This is a genomic window from Phytopseudomonas flavescens, from assembly GCF_900100535.1.
Taxonomy (GTDB): domain Bacteria; phylum Pseudomonadota; class Gammaproteobacteria; order Pseudomonadales; family Pseudomonadaceae; genus Aquipseudomonas; species Aquipseudomonas flavescens.
Genome location: NZ_FNDG01000017.1, coordinates 74985 through 88942 on the forward strand (window position 1 = coordinate 74985; position 13958 = coordinate 88942).

13 protein-coding genes are annotated in these 13958 nt (G+C 64.5%); 12 read left to right on the forward strand and 1 reads right to left on the reverse strand.

The features are described 5' to 3' along the window. Positions 1–31 precede the first annotated feature (31 nt). From BLR94_RS19735 to BLR94_RS19785, 11 genes are all read left to right on the forward strand, one after another. Positions 32–1138, forward strand: coding sequence for a sugar diacid recognition domain-containing protein (locus BLR94_RS19735; protein ID WP_084307716.1), 1107 nt, complete (start codon positions 32–34; stop codon positions 1136–1138). 147 nt (positions 1139–1285) lie between these two features. After that, on the forward strand, positions 1286–2644 hold the full coding sequence (locus tag BLR94_RS19740; protein ID WP_084307786.1) for a GntP family permease: 1359 nt from the start codon (positions 1286–1288) through the stop codon (positions 2642–2644). 225 nt (positions 2645–2869) lie between these two features. After that, entirely contained in the window at positions 2870–4012 is a 1143-nt protein-coding gene (locus tag BLR94_RS19745) for a glycerate kinase (protein ID WP_084307715.1), read from the forward strand. A gap of 218 nt (positions 4013–4230) precedes the next feature. After that, entirely contained in the window at positions 4231–4695 is a 465-nt protein-coding gene (locus BLR94_RS19750) for an outer membrane lipoprotein (protein WP_084307714.1), read from the forward strand. Positions 4696–5190: 495 nt separating this feature from the next. Continuing rightward, the gene (locus BLR94_RS19755; RefSeq protein ID WP_084307713.1) at positions 5191–7983 is read left to right on the forward strand and encodes a monovalent cation/H+ antiporter subunit A; all 2793 of its coding nucleotides are present in this window, start codon (positions 5191–5193) and stop codon (positions 7981–7983) included. Beyond that, positions 7983–8309, forward strand: coding sequence for a Na+/H+ antiporter subunit C (locus BLR94_RS19760; RefSeq protein WP_084307712.1), 327 nt, complete (start codon positions 7983–7985; stop codon positions 8307–8309). The genes BLR94_RS19755 and BLR94_RS19760 overlap by 1 nt, the downstream gene beginning before the upstream one ends. Beyond that, the gene (locus BLR94_RS19765) at positions 8309–9811 is read left to right on the forward strand and encodes a monovalent cation/H+ antiporter subunit D (protein ID WP_084307711.1); all 1503 of its coding nucleotides are present in this window, start codon (positions 8309–8311) and stop codon (positions 9809–9811) included. Before BLR94_RS19760 ends, BLR94_RS19765 begins: the two co-directional genes overlap by 1 nt. Continuing rightward, positions 9808–10311 (forward strand): Na+/H+ antiporter subunit E, encoded by a 504-nt coding sequence (locus BLR94_RS19770; protein ID WP_084307710.1) that lies wholly within the window; start codon positions 9808–9810, stop codon positions 10309–10311. The genes BLR94_RS19765 and BLR94_RS19770 overlap by 4 nt, the downstream gene beginning before the upstream one ends. Then, complete coding sequence (locus tag BLR94_RS19775) at positions 10296–10565, forward strand: K+/H+ antiporter subunit F (RefSeq protein ID WP_084307709.1); 270 nt, start codon at positions 10296–10298, stop codon at positions 10563–10565. Before BLR94_RS19770 ends, BLR94_RS19775 begins: the two co-directional genes overlap by 16 nt. 13 nt (positions 10566–10578) lie before the next feature. Beyond that, positions 10579–10911 (forward strand): Na+/H+ antiporter subunit G, encoded by a 333-nt coding sequence (locus tag BLR94_RS19780; RefSeq protein WP_042555267.1) that lies wholly within the window; start codon positions 10579–10581, stop codon positions 10909–10911. Between the two features lie 94 nt (positions 10912–11005). Beyond that, positions 11006–11512: a GNAT family N-acetyltransferase gene (locus tag BLR94_RS19785; RefSeq protein WP_084307708.1), complete on the forward strand. Its 507-nt coding sequence runs from the start codon at positions 11006–11008 to the stop codon at positions 11510–11512. Here BLR94_RS19785 and BLR94_RS19790 read toward each other — a convergent pair. Then, positions 11509–13119, reverse strand: coding sequence for an NAD(P)/FAD-dependent oxidoreductase (locus tag BLR94_RS19790; protein ID WP_084307707.1), 1611 nt, complete (start codon positions 13117–13119; stop codon positions 11509–11511). The two genes, BLR94_RS19785 and BLR94_RS19790, sit on opposite strands and share 4 nt — an antisense overlap. 198 nt (positions 13120–13317) lie before the next feature. On the opposite strand from BLR94_RS19790, the gene BLR94_RS19795 reads away from it, so the two are divergent. After that, positions 13318–13953 (forward strand): DUF998 domain-containing protein, encoded by a 636-nt coding sequence (locus tag BLR94_RS19795; protein WP_084307706.1) that lies wholly within the window; start codon positions 13318–13320, stop codon positions 13951–13953. The last annotated feature ends 5 nt before the right edge of the window (positions 13954–13958 follow it).

Genomic DNA, 13958 nt, shown 5'->3' on the forward strand with positions numbered 1-13958 from the left:
CAATGGCGGCTTCCTTTCCGGAGGCCGCGCAATGCTCGAACTCGACTCCACCCTGGCCCAGCATATCGTTGACCGAGCCATGGCCATCCTGCCGTACAACATCAACGTGATGGATGCCCAGGGCATGATCATCGGCAGCGGGGATCCCGGGCGGCTGCATACCCGACATGAAGGTGCACAACTGGTGCTGGCCAATCGCCGCGTCGTGGAAATCGACGAGCAGGCCGCGACCTGTCTGCGTGGCGTGCGCCCCGGGGTCAACCTGCCGCTGCTGCATGCAGACGAACTGATCGGCGTGTTGGGCATTACCGGGGCGCCCGAGGTGGTGCGGCCCTATGCCGAGCTGGTGCGCATGGCCGCGGAAATGCTGGTCGAGCAACGCCAGGTGCAGGCCGAGCGCCATTGGCAGCGGCATCAGCTGGATGCCTGGCTGCGCCAGTTGTTCGACCCGACGGTTGCCCTCGGTACGCTGGCGGCCGATGCCGAGCGCCAGGGGCTGGTGCTCGGCTGGCCGCGCCAGGTGTGTCTGCTGGAGTTGCAGGAGCAGGGCGAAGCCCTGGCGCAGCAGGCCCGCCTGCTCGCTGCGCTGACAGGCAAGAGCGAGCAACTGTGCGCGCCGTTGGGGACGCGCGAATTGCTCTGGTGCCGACCGCTCGCGGCCGGCCGTGCCGATAGCCATTGGCTGGAAAGTGCCGATGAGCGCGGCTGGGGCGTGGCCCGCCTGCTGGTCAGCGACCCGGTGCAGTCCCTTGGGCAATTGCGCCAGGCCTGTCTGGCGTTGCGTGATCTGCAGGCCTTCGCCCAGGCGCGCTATCCCTCCCAGCGCCTGATCTGCCTGGAAGAGCATCGCCTGCCGACGTTGCTCTATGCGCAGCGCAACAGCTGGTTGCTGCAGGGCTGGCTGGCGCCGTTGAAACAGGTGCTGGCCCAGGATGGCAATGGGGCGCTTCGTGACACCCTCGAAGCCTGGTGCGCCCATGATGGCCAGGTGCAGAGCTGTGCAGCGGCCCTGGGGATCCACCGCAATACCCTGCGTTATCGCCTCGAGCGCATCGCCGAACTCAGCGGCGTGGAGCTGACCCGCCTGGATCGCCGTTTACAGCTGTCCCTGGGCCTCGGGCTGCTCGAGCCTGACTGACCGCCATGCCCCTGAATGGTGCGTACGCACAATAACTGACCATCGCTTTGCCTTCCTCGTAGTGCGGATGAACAGGGTGTCGCCGGCCATTGCCGGGTGACAATGCACGCCAGCTGCAAATCACATAACAACAACGAGGAAACCGGCATGGCTCTGGTCCTGATCCTGGTGGCGCTCATCGCGTTCATCGTGGTGTCCACCACCCGTCTCAAGTTGCATCCCTTTCTGGCTCTGCTGGTCGCCGCGATAGTCGCCGGCTTCGCTTATCAACTGCCCCATCAGGATATTCTCAAGACCGTCGCCAGCGGCTTTGGCGGCATCCTCGGCAACATCGGCGTGGTGATCGTGCTGGGCACCATCATCGGCGTGATTCTCGAGCGCAGTGGCGCGGCCATCACCCTGGCAGAAAGCGTGATCAAACTGCTCGGCGAACGCTTCCCCACCCTGACCATGTCGATCATCGGTTACATCGTGTCGATTCCGGTGTTCTGCGACTCTGGCTACATCATCCTCAACTCGCTGAAGAACGCGCTGGCCGCGCGCATGAAGGTGTCCATGGTGGCCATGAGCGTTGCCCTGGCGACCGGCCTGTACGCCACGCATACCTTCGTGCCGCCGACCCCGGGACCGATCGCCGCTGCCGGCAACCTCGGTCTCGAGTCGAGCCTGGGCCTGGTGATCGCCGTCGGCCTGTTCGTCGCCATGGTGTCCGCCCTGGCCGGCCTGCTCTGGGCCAATCGCTTCATCGGCAAGGACATCGTTCTCGAAGACGACGGCACGCCAATGCCGGGCGCCGAGGACTTCGAGGTGCTGAAGGCGCAGTACGGAACACTGCCGAGCGCCACCCAGGCCTTCGCACCGATCCTCGTGCCCATCGTGCTGATCTGCCTGGGTTCGGTATCGGTATTCCCCAGCCGCCCGCTGGGCGATGGCACGCTGCAGGCCGTGCTGAGCTTCCTCGGCCAGCCGGTGGTGGCATTGCTGGTCGGTCTGCTGCTGGCCTGCACGCTGCTCAATGGCAACGGCAAGCGCCAGCAACTGCATGACCGGGTGACCGATGGCATTCTCTCCGCCGCGCCGATCATCCTCATCACCGGTGCCGGGGGGGCCTTTGGCGCGGTGCTCAGCGCTTCGCCGCTGGGCGGCTATCTGGGCAACACCCTGTCGGCACTCGGTATCGGCCTGTTCATGCCATTCCTGGTCGCCGCGGCGCTGAAGACAGCCCAGGGTTCCACCACCGTGGCCATGGTCACCACGTCGGCCATGGTCGCGCCACTGCTCGGGCAGATCGGCCTGGACAGCGAGATGGGCCGTGTGCTCACCGTGCTGGCGATCGGTGCTGGCGGCATGACCGTTTCCCACGCCAACGACAGCTATTTCTGGGTAGTGACCCAGTTCAGCCGCATGCCGGTAGCCGTTGCCTACCGCGCGCAAACCATGGCTACGCTGATTCAAGGCGTGGTTGGTATCACCACGGTATGGCTGCTGAGCCTGGTACTTCTCTAAGAACCTGCTCTAGGTCTGCTGCGCGTCGGCACTGCAGTGTTAAAACAGGCTCGGAATGCTCATGTACAAAAGTACAGTCACCCGCGACTCCGACCGTTCCTCGCCTGTTTTTGTGGGGGGCGCCTGGCCCTTGCATTGCCCTGGCTCGCTAGACCTAGAGAAGGTTCTCATCTGTTTTCAAACGGGATGTCCCCCGTGGCGTCCCGCTGCCATCGAGGTCTTGCCATGAAAATCGTCATCGCTCCTGATTCGTTCAAGGAGAGCCTGAGTGCGTCCGACGTGGCCCAGGCCATCGCCCGCGGCTGGCTCGCCGTTTACCCGGATGCCGAGATCGCCTTGTGCCCCATGGCCGACGGCGGCGAAGGAACGGTGGATGCCGTGCTTGCCGCCACTGGCGGCGAGCGTCGCGAGCTTCGCGTTCAGGGCCCTCTGGCCATGCCGGTGCAGGCCCATTGGGGCTGGCTGGGCGATGGCACGGCGGTAATCGAGATGGCCGCTGCCAGCGGCCTGCACTGGGTGCCGAGCGCGCAACGTGATGCCCGGGTGGCCAGCAGTTACGGCACCGGGGAGCTCATTCGTGCAGCGCTGGATGCCGGTGCCACGCGGATCATTCTTGGCCTCGGTGGCAGTGCCACCAACGATGGTGGCAGCGGACTACTGCGTGCATTGGGCGCGCGCTTTCTCGATGCAGGTGGCAGCGAGTTGCGGCCGGGTGGGGCGGCGCTGGCCACGTTGCAGCGCGTCGATCTCAGCGCACTGGATGCCCGTCTGCAGGATGTTCAGGTCGATGTGGCCGCAGACGTCGACAACCCGTTGTGCGGGCCTCACGGCGCCTCGGCTGTGTTCGGTCCGCAGAAGGGCGCCAGCCCGGAGCAGGTCAAGGAACTGGACGCCGCCCTGGCGCGTCTGGCCGAAGTGGTCGGTGAAGCGCTTGGCGAAGACTTCAGTACCTTCCCCGGGGTGGGTGCTGCCGGTGGCCTTGGTTTCGCTGCCAAGGCCTTTTTGGGCGCTCGCTTTCGTCCAGGCATCGAACTGGTTGCCGAGCTGTCCGGTCTTGCCGAGGCGGTGCAGGGGGCCGACCTGGTCATCACCGGAGAGGGGCGGCTGGATGCCCAGAGCCTGCACGGCAAGACGCCGGTTGGCGTAGCGCGGGTGGCCAAGGCTCAGGGTGTCCCGGTAATCGCCCTGGCCGGCAGCCTGGGTGAGGGGTATCAACAGGTGCGCGAGGCCGGTATCGAGGCCTCCTTCAGCCTGGCTCCGGGGCCGATCACCCTGGAGCACGCCTGCGCCAACGCTGCGCAGGAACTGCAAGCCCGGGCTGCCGATCTTGCCAGGTTCTGGCGCCTGGCCCAGGCTGCGCGTGGCTGATCGACGGATGGCACATGACCCGGTGGGCTGCCCGGCAGGTGCTCCGATGGGGCGGTTATCAGCGGGGCCGGCTGCTGTCTATACTCCTGCCGACAACATTTCGTTGACTCGCCTATCTGTACCGCTGCTGAACGGGCGACGCAATTTATCGGCAATCACAGTGACCGTCCTGGCGACCGTGCTGTCATAGCGTTATCAGTCCAGTCTGGAGAATCGTCATGCATAAACCTGGTATTTTCGTTGCCCTTTTTGCCGCCGCGACGCTCACGCTCGGCGGCTGCGCATCGAGCCTGACCGGCGACAGCTATTCCCGTGATGAAGCGCGTGCCGTGCAGACTGTGCGCATGGGCACCATCGAATCCCTGCGTCCGGTGAAGATCGAAGGCACCAAGACGCCAATCGGTGGTGGTGCCGGCGCCGTCATCGGTGGTGTGGCGGGCAGCGGCGTTGGCGGTGGTCGTGGTTCGGCCGTGGCGGCTGTGATCGGTGCGGTAGCCGGTGGTCTGCTGGGTGCTGCAGCCGAGGAGGGCATTACCCGTACGCAAGGTGTCGAAATCACCGTGCGCGAAGACGATGGCAGCATGCGCGCCTACGTACAGGCCGTCGAGGAAAACCAGATCTTCCGGGTTGGCGAACGCGTGCGCATCCTGACAGTCAACGGCACCAGCCGCGTGACTCAGTGAAAAGTGACTGACGGCGCCTGGTGTGCCGATGGCGTTGTTCATGAAGGCCGGGTCGCTGCGTCGACTCGGCCTTTTTCATGGCGGCCAGTGCGATAAAAGCCGGCCTGGAGCAACCGCAGGATTTCCGGCAGGGCACGTGGCGATCCACCCGGGGATAGTTTTAGTAATGATTCTATCCATGACGATCTGTCGATAGTTAAGCATAATCGACGCGGTTTTCCCGGCCAGCGTCGCTCAGGGGCTGGCCGGGCAAAAACAAGTCGAACGCCATGGCTGTTTCACCAGTCAGTTACAGCGACCGCACGATAGGCGCAGACTTGATCGACGCCGACCAGGCATGCGCCCAGCCGGGCTGACACAGGCGCAATCGCCGCCTGCCGGGTCGGTATCACGCACACCATCGCAGGGATCGGCCGGGCGACAGGCGCCCGGTATTCTGGCACGCACTAGCTGGCCGTCTGGCTGCACGACGGGCTTGTACAAGGGGTTTAGTGTATGGCGCTCGCGCTGATCATCGCCTTACCATTTCTGGGTATCTTTCTGCCGTTGCTGGCCGACCGCATGGGGCGCTCGCTGTGTGCGCTGGCGGCAGCGCTGGGGCCGGCGATCGCGCTCATCCTGCTGTGGCTGCAACAGCCCGCGGTGTTCGCAGGCGAGGTACGGATCGTCCGCTATCCGTGGCTGTCGGACCTTGGCCTGGACCTGAGCCTGCGCCTGGACGGCCTGGGTTTCCTGTTCGCCCTGATGATTCTCGGCATCGGCTTGCTGGTGATCCTCTACGCCCGCTATTACCTGAGCAAGCAGGAGCCCATGGGGCGCTTCTTCGCCTATCTGCTGCTGTTCATGGGCGCCATGCTGGGCGTGGTGCTCTCGGAAAACATGCTGCTGATGATGGTGTTCTGGGAGCTGACCAGCCTGTCGTCGTTCCTGCTGATTGGCTTCTGGAGCGGCAGCTCAGATGCGCGACGCGGCGCGCGCATGGCCTTGACCGTCACCGGGGGAGGTGGCCTGGCGCTGCTGGCGGGGATCTTGCTGCTTGGCAATATCGCTGGCAGTTTCGAGCTGACCCAGGTCCTGGCGGCCGGCGACCTGATCCGCGAACACGCCCTGTATCCGATTACCCTGATCCTGATTCTGCTGGGCGTCTTCACCAAGTCCGCGCAATTCCCCTTCCATTTCTGGCTGCCCCAGGCCATGTCGGCTCCCACGCCGGTGTCGGCCTATCTGCACTCGGCGACCATGGTCAAGGCCGGGGTGTTTTTGCTGGCGCGTTTCTATCCGGCACTGGCAGGTACCGAATGGTGGTTCTACCTGGTCAGCATGACCGGCATGGCGACCCTGTTGTTCGGGGCCGGCATGGCGCTGTTCCAGCACGACCTCAAGGGGTTGCTGGCCTACTCGACCATCAGCCACCTCGGCCTCATCACCCTGCTGTTCGGCTTCAATACCGACCTGTCCTCGGTGGCCGCGGTGTTCCATATCATCAACCATGCGACGTTCAAGGCTTCGCTGTTCATGGCTGCCGGGATCATCGATCACGAGACCGGCAGCCGCGACATGCGGCGTATCGCCGGGCTCTGGAAATACATGCCGCACACCGCCGTGCTGGCCATGGTGGCAGCCTCGGCGATGGCCGGGGTGCCGCTGTTGAACGGCTTCCTGAGCAAGGAAATGTTCTTCACCGAGACCCTCAATCAGGATCTGCTGGGCATCTTCAGCTGGATGATCCCCGCCGCCGCGACACTGGCCGGGGTGTTCTCGGTCGCCTACTCGCTGCGCTTCATCCACGACGTGTTCTTCAACGGCGAGCCGAAGGACCTGCCCAAGTACCCGCCCCATGAGCCACCGCGCTACATGAAGATCCCGGTGGAGGTGCTGGTCTTCCTCTGCCTGCTGGTGGGCATGCTGCCGGCCTATACCGTTGCGCCACTGCTGGCCTCGGCTGCCCTCGCGACCCTGGGCGGCGAAGTGCCCTATTACAGCCTGTCGATCTGGCACGGTTTCAACCTGCCGCTGGGCATGAGCGTGATCGCTCTGGTGGGTGGAATAGTCGTGTATGCCTGCCGTGAGCCGCTATTCCGCTGGTACAACGGCATGCCGGAGGTGGACGCCAAGCAGATATTCGAGCTGCTCAACAGCCGTCTGGTGAAGAGCGCCCGCTGGATCACCCGGCTTCTCGAAAGCGGTTCCCTGCAGCGCTACGTGGCGCTGCTGCTGATCAGTGCCCTGGTACTGATCACCGTCGCGCTGTCCTCGATGGATTCGCTGGGCGGCGATATGCCGCTGGCCCCCCTCGACGGCATCACCGTGCTCGGCATGCTGGTGCTGTGCGTGATGGCGGTTCTCACGGTGGTGTTCCACCGCAACCGGCTCAAGGCGCTGATGACCCTGAGCTGCGCCGGGTTGATGGTGGCCCTGGCCTTCGCTCGCTATTCCGCGCCAGACCTGGCCCTGACCCAGTTGTCGGTGGAGGTGGTGACCATCATCCTGCTGGTGCTGGCGCTGTTCTTCATGCCCGATCGCACGCCGATGGAGTCGAGCAGCCTGCGTGGCCTGCGCGACGTGCTGCTGGCCGGCGGCAGCGGGATCGCCGTCGCGCTGCTGGCCTACGCGGTGATGACCCGCCCCTACGACAGCATCGCCTCGTTCTTTCTCGAGAACAGCGTCAGTGGAGGTGGCGGCACCAACGTGGTCAACGTGATCCTGGTCGATTTCCGCGGCTTCGATACCCTGGGCGAGATCAGCGTGCTGGCCATCGCCGCGATCGGCATCTATGGCCTGCTCGCCGGCCTGCATTTGCCTCATCCACTCACCGATCCGAACGGCAAGCCCTGGTCGCGCGACAGCCACCCGATGATCCTCGACAGCATTGCCCGTATCCTGCTGCCCATGGCGCTGTTGGTGTCGGCCTTCATTTTCTTGCGTGGCCACAACCTGCCTGGCGGTGGTTTCATTGCCGGTCTGATCACCGCTATCGCCCTGATCCTGCAGTACGTCGCCCATGGCGTCGAATGGACGCAGCGGCGCATGCCGTGGAGCTTCCACAGCATCGCCGGGCTCGGCGTGATGATCGCCGCACTCACCGGCCTCGGCAGCCTGGCCTTCGGCGCACCGTTCCTGACCTCGGCCTTCGACCATTTCCATCTTCCGCTGATTGGTGAGTTCGAGCTGGCGACCGCGCTGTTCTTCGACCTGGGCGTGTATCTGGCCGTGGTCGGCTCCACGCTGCTGATCCTGTCCAACATCGGTCACGTCAGCCAGGACGAATCGAGCAGGGAGGTACTCTGATGGAAGCGTTATTCGCCATTACCCTGGGCGTGCTGGCCGCCAGCGGTGTGTACCTGCTGATGCGTGCACGCATCTACCCGGTGGTCATGGGCCTCACCCTGATCTCCTATGCGGTGAACCTGTTCCTGTTCGCCATGGGCCGTCTCGGCACCGGTGTGCCGGCGGTGATCGGCAAGAGCGCCGAATACGGTGATCCGATTCCCCAGGCGCTGGTGCTCACCGCCATCGTCATCGGCTTCGCCATGACGGCCTTCGTGGTGGTCCTGTCGTTGCGTGCCCTGGGTGAACTGCGTACCGACCATGTCGATGGTGAGGAGCCGCGCTGATGAATCACGCGTTGATCCTGCCCATTCTCATACCGCTGTTCACCGGCAGCCTGCTGCTGGTTCGCTCGCGGCTGTCGCTGACCGCCAAGCGCTGGATTTCCCTGCTGGCCACCTGGGCATTGCTGCCGCTGAGCGCCTGGCTGGTGCTGCAGGCTGACGCCGGCGCGCTGCAGGTGTATGCCCTGGGCAACTGGCAGGCACCTTTCGGCATCGTGCTGCTGCTCGATCGGCTGGCTGCGCTGATGCTGCTGGTGACCGCCGTGCTGGCCAGCTTCGCCATGCTCTACGCGGTGCGCGGCGACGACCAGCGCGGGCCGAACTTCCATGCCCTGATGCAGTTCCAGTTGCTTGGTATCAATGGTGCGTTCCTTACCGGCGATCTGTTCAACCTGTTCGTATTCTTCGAGATCCTGCTGATCGCCTCGTACTCGTTGCTGGTCTACGGCGGTGGCCCGAAGCGGATCAAGGCCGGCATGCACTACGTGCTACTCAACCTGGTGGCCTCGTCGTTTTTCCTGATCGGCGTGGGCATGCTCTATGGCCTGCTCGGCACCCTGAACATCGCCGATCTGGCGCTGAAGGTCGCCGAAGCCGATGCCGACCGTCAGCCGCTCATCGCGGCAGCCGGCTACTTGCTGTTGATCGTGTTCGGCCTCAAGGGCGCCATCCTGCCGCTGTATTTCTGGTTGCCCAATGCCTATGCCGCGGCTACGGCGCCGGTGGCTGCGCTGTTCGCGATCATGACCAAGGTCGGTCTGTATGCGGTGATCCGCGTCTTCACCCTGGTGTTCGGCAGCCAGGCGGGCGAGCTGGCGCACCTGATCGACTACCTGTTGTGGCCGTTGGCTGCCCTGACCCTGGCGAGCGGCGTGATCGGCGCTCTTGCCGCGCGCAGCCTGGGGCGGTTGATCGGCTATCTGGTAATCGTGTCGGTCGGTACCCTGCTGGCTGGCATCGCCCTGGGCACGGCGCAGGGCCTCAGCGCTGCACTCTACTACCTGATACACAGCACCTGGGTCTGCGGCGGGCTGTTCCTGCTCGCCGACCTGCTGGCGCGGCAGCGTGGCGAGATTGGCTTGCGCTTGCGCAAGGGGCCACAGTTGCTGCAGCCGAAATTGCTCGGCGCGCTGTTCTTCATCGGCGCCATTTCCGTCGCCGGCCTGCCGCCGTTCTCCGGGTTCCTGGGCAAGCTGATGCTGCTGCGTTCGGCAGAAACGGGCATGCAGACGCTGGTGCTCTGGCCGGTGGTACTGGTCGGTGGGTTGGGCATGGTGATCGCTCTGGTCCGCGCAGGCAGCACGCTGTTCTGGCGCTGCAGCGGCGAGCCGGCGCCGGCCGCCGAGTTCGACCGGGTGCGCGCCCTGGCGACCATCGGCCTGCTGGCTGGCGGGCCGCTGTTGGTGATCGCCGCGCAGCCGATCCACGAATACGTCCAGGCCGTCGCCCAGCAGTTGCTGGATGTCGACAGCTACCTGCAGATCGTGCGAGGAGGTGCTGCATGAGCCGATCCCGATGGTTGCCCCATCCCATGCTCAGTGTGCTGCTCACGGTGATCTGGCTGTTGCTGGTCAACGCGCCGAGTTTCGGTCACCTGTTGCTGGGCGCTTTCCTTGGCTGGGGCATCGCACTGCTGTGTCGCGGCTTCATGCTCGACGTGCCGCGCCTGCGCCGGCCGGTGCTGCTCTGCCGTTACCTGCTGATGGTGCTCTGGGACATCGTCGTCGCCAACCTGCACGTCGCACGGCTGGTACTGGGGCCTACACGCAAGCTGCGTCCCGCGTTCGTCGAAGTGCCGATGGCCATCGAGAACGAATTCATGCTCTCGGCACTCGCCTGCATCGTCTCGCTGACCCCGGGCACCGTGTCCTCCGGCCTTAGCGGCGACCATAAGACCCTGCTGCTGCACGGCCTGGACGTGGCCGATGACCAGGCGTTGATCGCCGAGGTCAAGTCGCGCTACGAAGCCCCGCTGATGGAGATTTTCCAATGCTCGCCTACGTGATTCCCCTGTGCATGGCGTTGATGGGCGTGGCAGTGACGCTCAACGTGATCCGTCTGGTACGTGGCCCGGACATGCCGGATCGGGTGCTGGCCCTGGACACCCTGTACATCAATGCCCTGGCGTTGATCGTGGTATTCGGTATCTGGCTGCAGTCGGATCTGTTTTTCGAGGCGGCGCTGCTGATCGCCGTCATGGGTTTCGTCGGCACCGTGGCAGTAGGCAAACACCTGCTGCACGGCGAGATCATCGACTGAGGAGCGTATTGCCATGCCATTCTGGATCGAAGCACTGGTGGCGTTTTTCCTGCTGGTCGGCTGTTCCTTCGCCCTGATCGGCGCCATCGGCCTGTACCGCCTGCCGGACTTCTTCACCCGCCTGCACGGCCCGACCAAGGCGACCACGCTGGGTGTCGGCAGCATGGTGGTGGCGTCGATGATCTTCTTCGGCAGCCACGAAGAGGGGCTGAGCTTTCACGAGCTGCTGATCACCCTGTTCCTGTTCATCACCGCCCCGGTCAGTGCGCACATGCTCGCCAAGGCGGCGATGCAGCAGAAGGTCAAACTGGTACGTCGCACCCGTGGGCGGCCCTGGGAGTCCTGAACTGGGCTGCCCGTTTGCCGCCTGACTGTGCCTGTCGGCGTTCCGACATCGCTCCTACACTGCATCGGCACCATCCCCGAGGGAGGCCTGGCAGATGCAGTGGCAAATACGCGCGGCGACCGCCGCTGACATCGAAGCGCTTTGTGCGCTGATCTTCGAGCACGGCCCCAACCCCTGGAATCATCTGCCACGTGCCGAAGTGACTGCCCATTTGCATGACATCGCCGATGGCAGCACGCGCGCGCTGCTGGCGGAGGCAGAGGGTGGGCTGCTGGGGTTCGTCAGCCATGTACGCACCACCTGGTTCCATGAGCACCAACCCCTGAGCCGCCTCGATGACGATCACGCCTATATCTGCGAGGCGGTGATCCATCGCGACATGGCCGGGCACGGCCTGGGTTCGGCGTTGCTACGCCAGGTGGTGGCAGATATCCGCAGCAAGGGCATCAGCGATATCTATATCGACCGCCATGAAGAGAACGCCGCTTCGGCGGGCATGATGCGCAAGGCCGGATTCGTCGAGATCACCCGTTACGATGATCCCGAGCGCCGGCCCAATGGCTCGCGGCGTACCACCCTGTGCCGCTGGCAGCCGGATTAGCTGGCCAACAGCGCCCGTGCCACGCCCTCGGCAACGCGGATACCGTCGACACCGGCGGAGAGAATGCCGCCGGCGTAACCGGCACCTTCGCCCGCTGGAAACAGGCCGTGCACGTTGAGGCTCTGCAGGTCTTCACCGCGGGTGATGCGCAGCGGCGACGAGGTACGGGTCTCGATGCCGGTCAGCACCGCGTCGTGCAGGTCGAAGCCTCTGATCTGCTTGCCGAAAGCCGGCAGCGCCTCGCGGATCGCCTCGATGGCGAAATCCGGCAGGGCCGCTGCCAGGTCGCCGAGCCTGATTCCCGGTTTGTAGGACGGCTCGACGCTGCCCAGTGCCGTGCTTGGCTTGCCGGCGATGAAGTCGCCCACCAGTTGGCCCGGGGCCTCGTAATTGCTGCCGCCCAGCACGTAGGCATGGGACTCCAGGCGCTCCTGCAGCTCGACCCCGGCCAGCGGGCCACCCGGGTAGTCCTGTTCCGGGGTGATGCCGACGACGATACCGGCGTTGGCATTGCGCTCGTTGCGCGAGTACTGGCTCATGCCGTTGGTCACCACGCGATGCGGCTCGCTGGTGGCGGCGACCACGGTGCCGCCCGGGCACATGCAGAAGCTGTACACCGAGCGGCCGTTCCTGGCGTGGTGTACCAGCTTGTAGTCGGCGGCGCCCAGTTTCGGGTGACCGGCGTACTTGCCGAGGCGGGCGCGGTCGATCAGCGACTGCGGGTGTTCGATACGGAAACCTACCGAGAAGGGCTTGGCTTCCATGAACACGCCGCGCTTGTGCAGCGCGCGGAAGGTGTCCCGAGAACTGTGGCCGAGGGCCAGGATGACGTGGCGGCTATGCACCTGCTCACCGTTCTCCAGTTCCACACCGACCAGTTGACCGTCTTCGATCAGCACATCGCTGACACGTTGCTGGAAGCGTACTTCACCGCCCAGGGCCTTGATCTCTTCACGCATGCTGGCGACCACGCCGGTCAGGCGGAAGGTACCGATATGCGGCTTGCTGACATAGAGGATCTCCTCCGGTGCACCGGCCTTGACGAATTCCTCGAGCACCTTGCGGCCGTAGTGGTTCGGGTCCTTGATCTGGCTGTACAGCTTGCCGTCGGAAAAGGTCCCAGCGCCGCCTTCGCCGAACTGCACGTTGGACTCCGGGTCGAGGATCTTCTTGCGCCACAGGCCCCAGGTGTCCTTGGTGCGCTGGCGCACTTCCTTGCCACGTTCGAGAACGATAGGCCTGAGACCCATCTGTGCCAGCAACAGGGCCGCGAAGATGCCGCAAGGGCCGAAGCCGATCACCAGTGGACGCTGTTCCGGGTGTCGCTCTGCCGGGATGTTCAGCGGCTTGTAACGCACGTCCGGAGCGATGCCGAGATTGCGGTCGTTGCTCAGGCGCGCCAGCAGGGCCGCCTCGTCGCGCACGCTGAAATCGAGGGTGTAGATGAACGGCATGTCGCCGGACTTCTTGCGCGCATCGTAGCTGCGCTTGAACACGCTGAACGCGAGCAGTTCGCTGTCTTCGATCCCCAGGCGTTCGACCAGGGCCGGGCGCAGGGCGTCGTCCCCATGGTCGAGGGGCAGTTTCAGTTCGGTGATGCGCAGCATGTGGAGTCCACCTATCAGGGCCGGAGGTCACCCGGCAGCTTTTCGAGGGCGGCGATTATGGACGAAATAATCCCATCAGGCTGCAGTTCGCGCGTTGCAGTCGACGGGCAGCGGCAGCTGGCTCGGTGTTCGGGTGTGTCCCTCTGAGGATCGGGTGCGTCAATGTCAGGTACTCCACTGGCGCAAAAGGACATTCGCATGCAGTCGCACAGAACGCACAGGACGCTCACCCTCGGTTATTTGGCTGGTCTCATCACGCCTCTCTGGCTGGCGCTCGGCGTTGCCCTGGCTGGAGCGCTTTACCCCGGTTACAGCCACTTCGATCAGGCCATGAGCCTGCTCGGCGCCGAAGGTGCACCGACTCAATTCATATCGCCGCTGATCAACAACTTCCCGTTGGGTGCGCTGTTCATGCTGTTCGGTGTCGCCGTGCTGCTGAGCTTCGACAACCATTGGGCGCGGTTCAGCGGCCTGCTGATCATCCTCCACGGCCTGGGTAGCTTCGGCACCGGCTACTTCGCCTGTGACGCAGGTTGTGCGCCGCAAAGCCCATCGACCAGCCAGAACCTGCATAACCTGGCGGGGCTGGTCATGGCGCTCAGTCTGCTGCTCGCCAGTGCGATTTGGGTGTATCTGGGCCTGCGCCTGCTTGGCTCCCGGCGGTTTTCCTGGTTCTCTCTGCTGTGCACGTTACTGGCGCTCGGCACTCTGCCGTTGATGGCGGAGGCTGTACAAAGCGGACAGGGTTTCGGCCTCTATCAACGCATCAATTACGGGAGCTCGCTGCTGTGGCTGGCCACGTTGGCATTGATGCTGATGCGCCGCGCGCGGTGATAGCT

What these genes read in the sequence shown, in the direction of transcription:
- BLR94_RS19735 (WP_084307716.1), top strand. Translation starts at nt 32, where the DNA reads ATGCTCGAACTCGACTCCACCCTGGCCCAGCATATCGTTGACCGAGCC.
- BLR94_RS19740 (WP_084307786.1), top strand. Translation starts at nt 1,286, where the DNA reads ATGGCTCTGGTCCTGATCCTGGTGGCGCTCATCGCGTTCATCGTGGTG.
- BLR94_RS19745 (WP_084307715.1), top strand. Translation starts at nt 2,870, where the DNA reads ATGAAAATCGTCATCGCTCCTGATTCGTTCAAGGAGAGCCTGAGTGCG.
- BLR94_RS19750 (WP_084307714.1), top strand. Translation starts at nt 4,231, where the DNA reads ATGCATAAACCTGGTATTTTCGTTGCCCTTTTTGCCGCCGCGACGCTC.
- BLR94_RS19755 (WP_084307713.1), top strand. Translation starts at nt 5,191, where the DNA reads ATGGCGCTCGCGCTGATCATCGCCTTACCATTTCTGGGTATCTTTCTG.
- BLR94_RS19760 (WP_084307712.1), top strand. Translation starts at nt 7,983, where the DNA reads ATGGAAGCGTTATTCGCCATTACCCTGGGCGTGCTGGCCGCCAGCGGT.
- BLR94_RS19765 (WP_084307711.1), top strand. Translation starts at nt 8,309, where the DNA reads ATGAATCACGCGTTGATCCTGCCCATTCTCATACCGCTGTTCACCGGC.
- BLR94_RS19770 (WP_084307710.1), top strand. Translation starts at nt 9,808, where the DNA reads ATGAGCCGATCCCGATGGTTGCCCCATCCCATGCTCAGTGTGCTGCTC.
- BLR94_RS19775 (WP_084307709.1), top strand. Translation starts at nt 10,296, where the DNA reads ATGCTCGCCTACGTGATTCCCCTGTGCATGGCGTTGATGGGCGTGGCA.
- BLR94_RS19780 (WP_042555267.1), top strand. Translation starts at nt 10,579, where the DNA reads ATGCCATTCTGGATCGAAGCACTGGTGGCGTTTTTCCTGCTGGTCGGC.
- BLR94_RS19785 (WP_084307708.1), top strand. Translation starts at nt 11,006, where the DNA reads ATGCAGTGGCAAATACGCGCGGCGACCGCCGCTGACATCGAAGCGCTT.
- BLR94_RS19790 (WP_084307707.1), bottom strand. Translation starts at nt 13,119, where the DNA reads ATGCTGCGCATCACCGAACTGAAACTGCCCCTCGACCATGGGGACGAC.
- BLR94_RS19795 (WP_084307706.1), top strand. Translation starts at nt 13,318, where the DNA reads ATGCAGTCGCACAGAACGCACAGGACGCTCACCCTCGGTTATTTGGCT.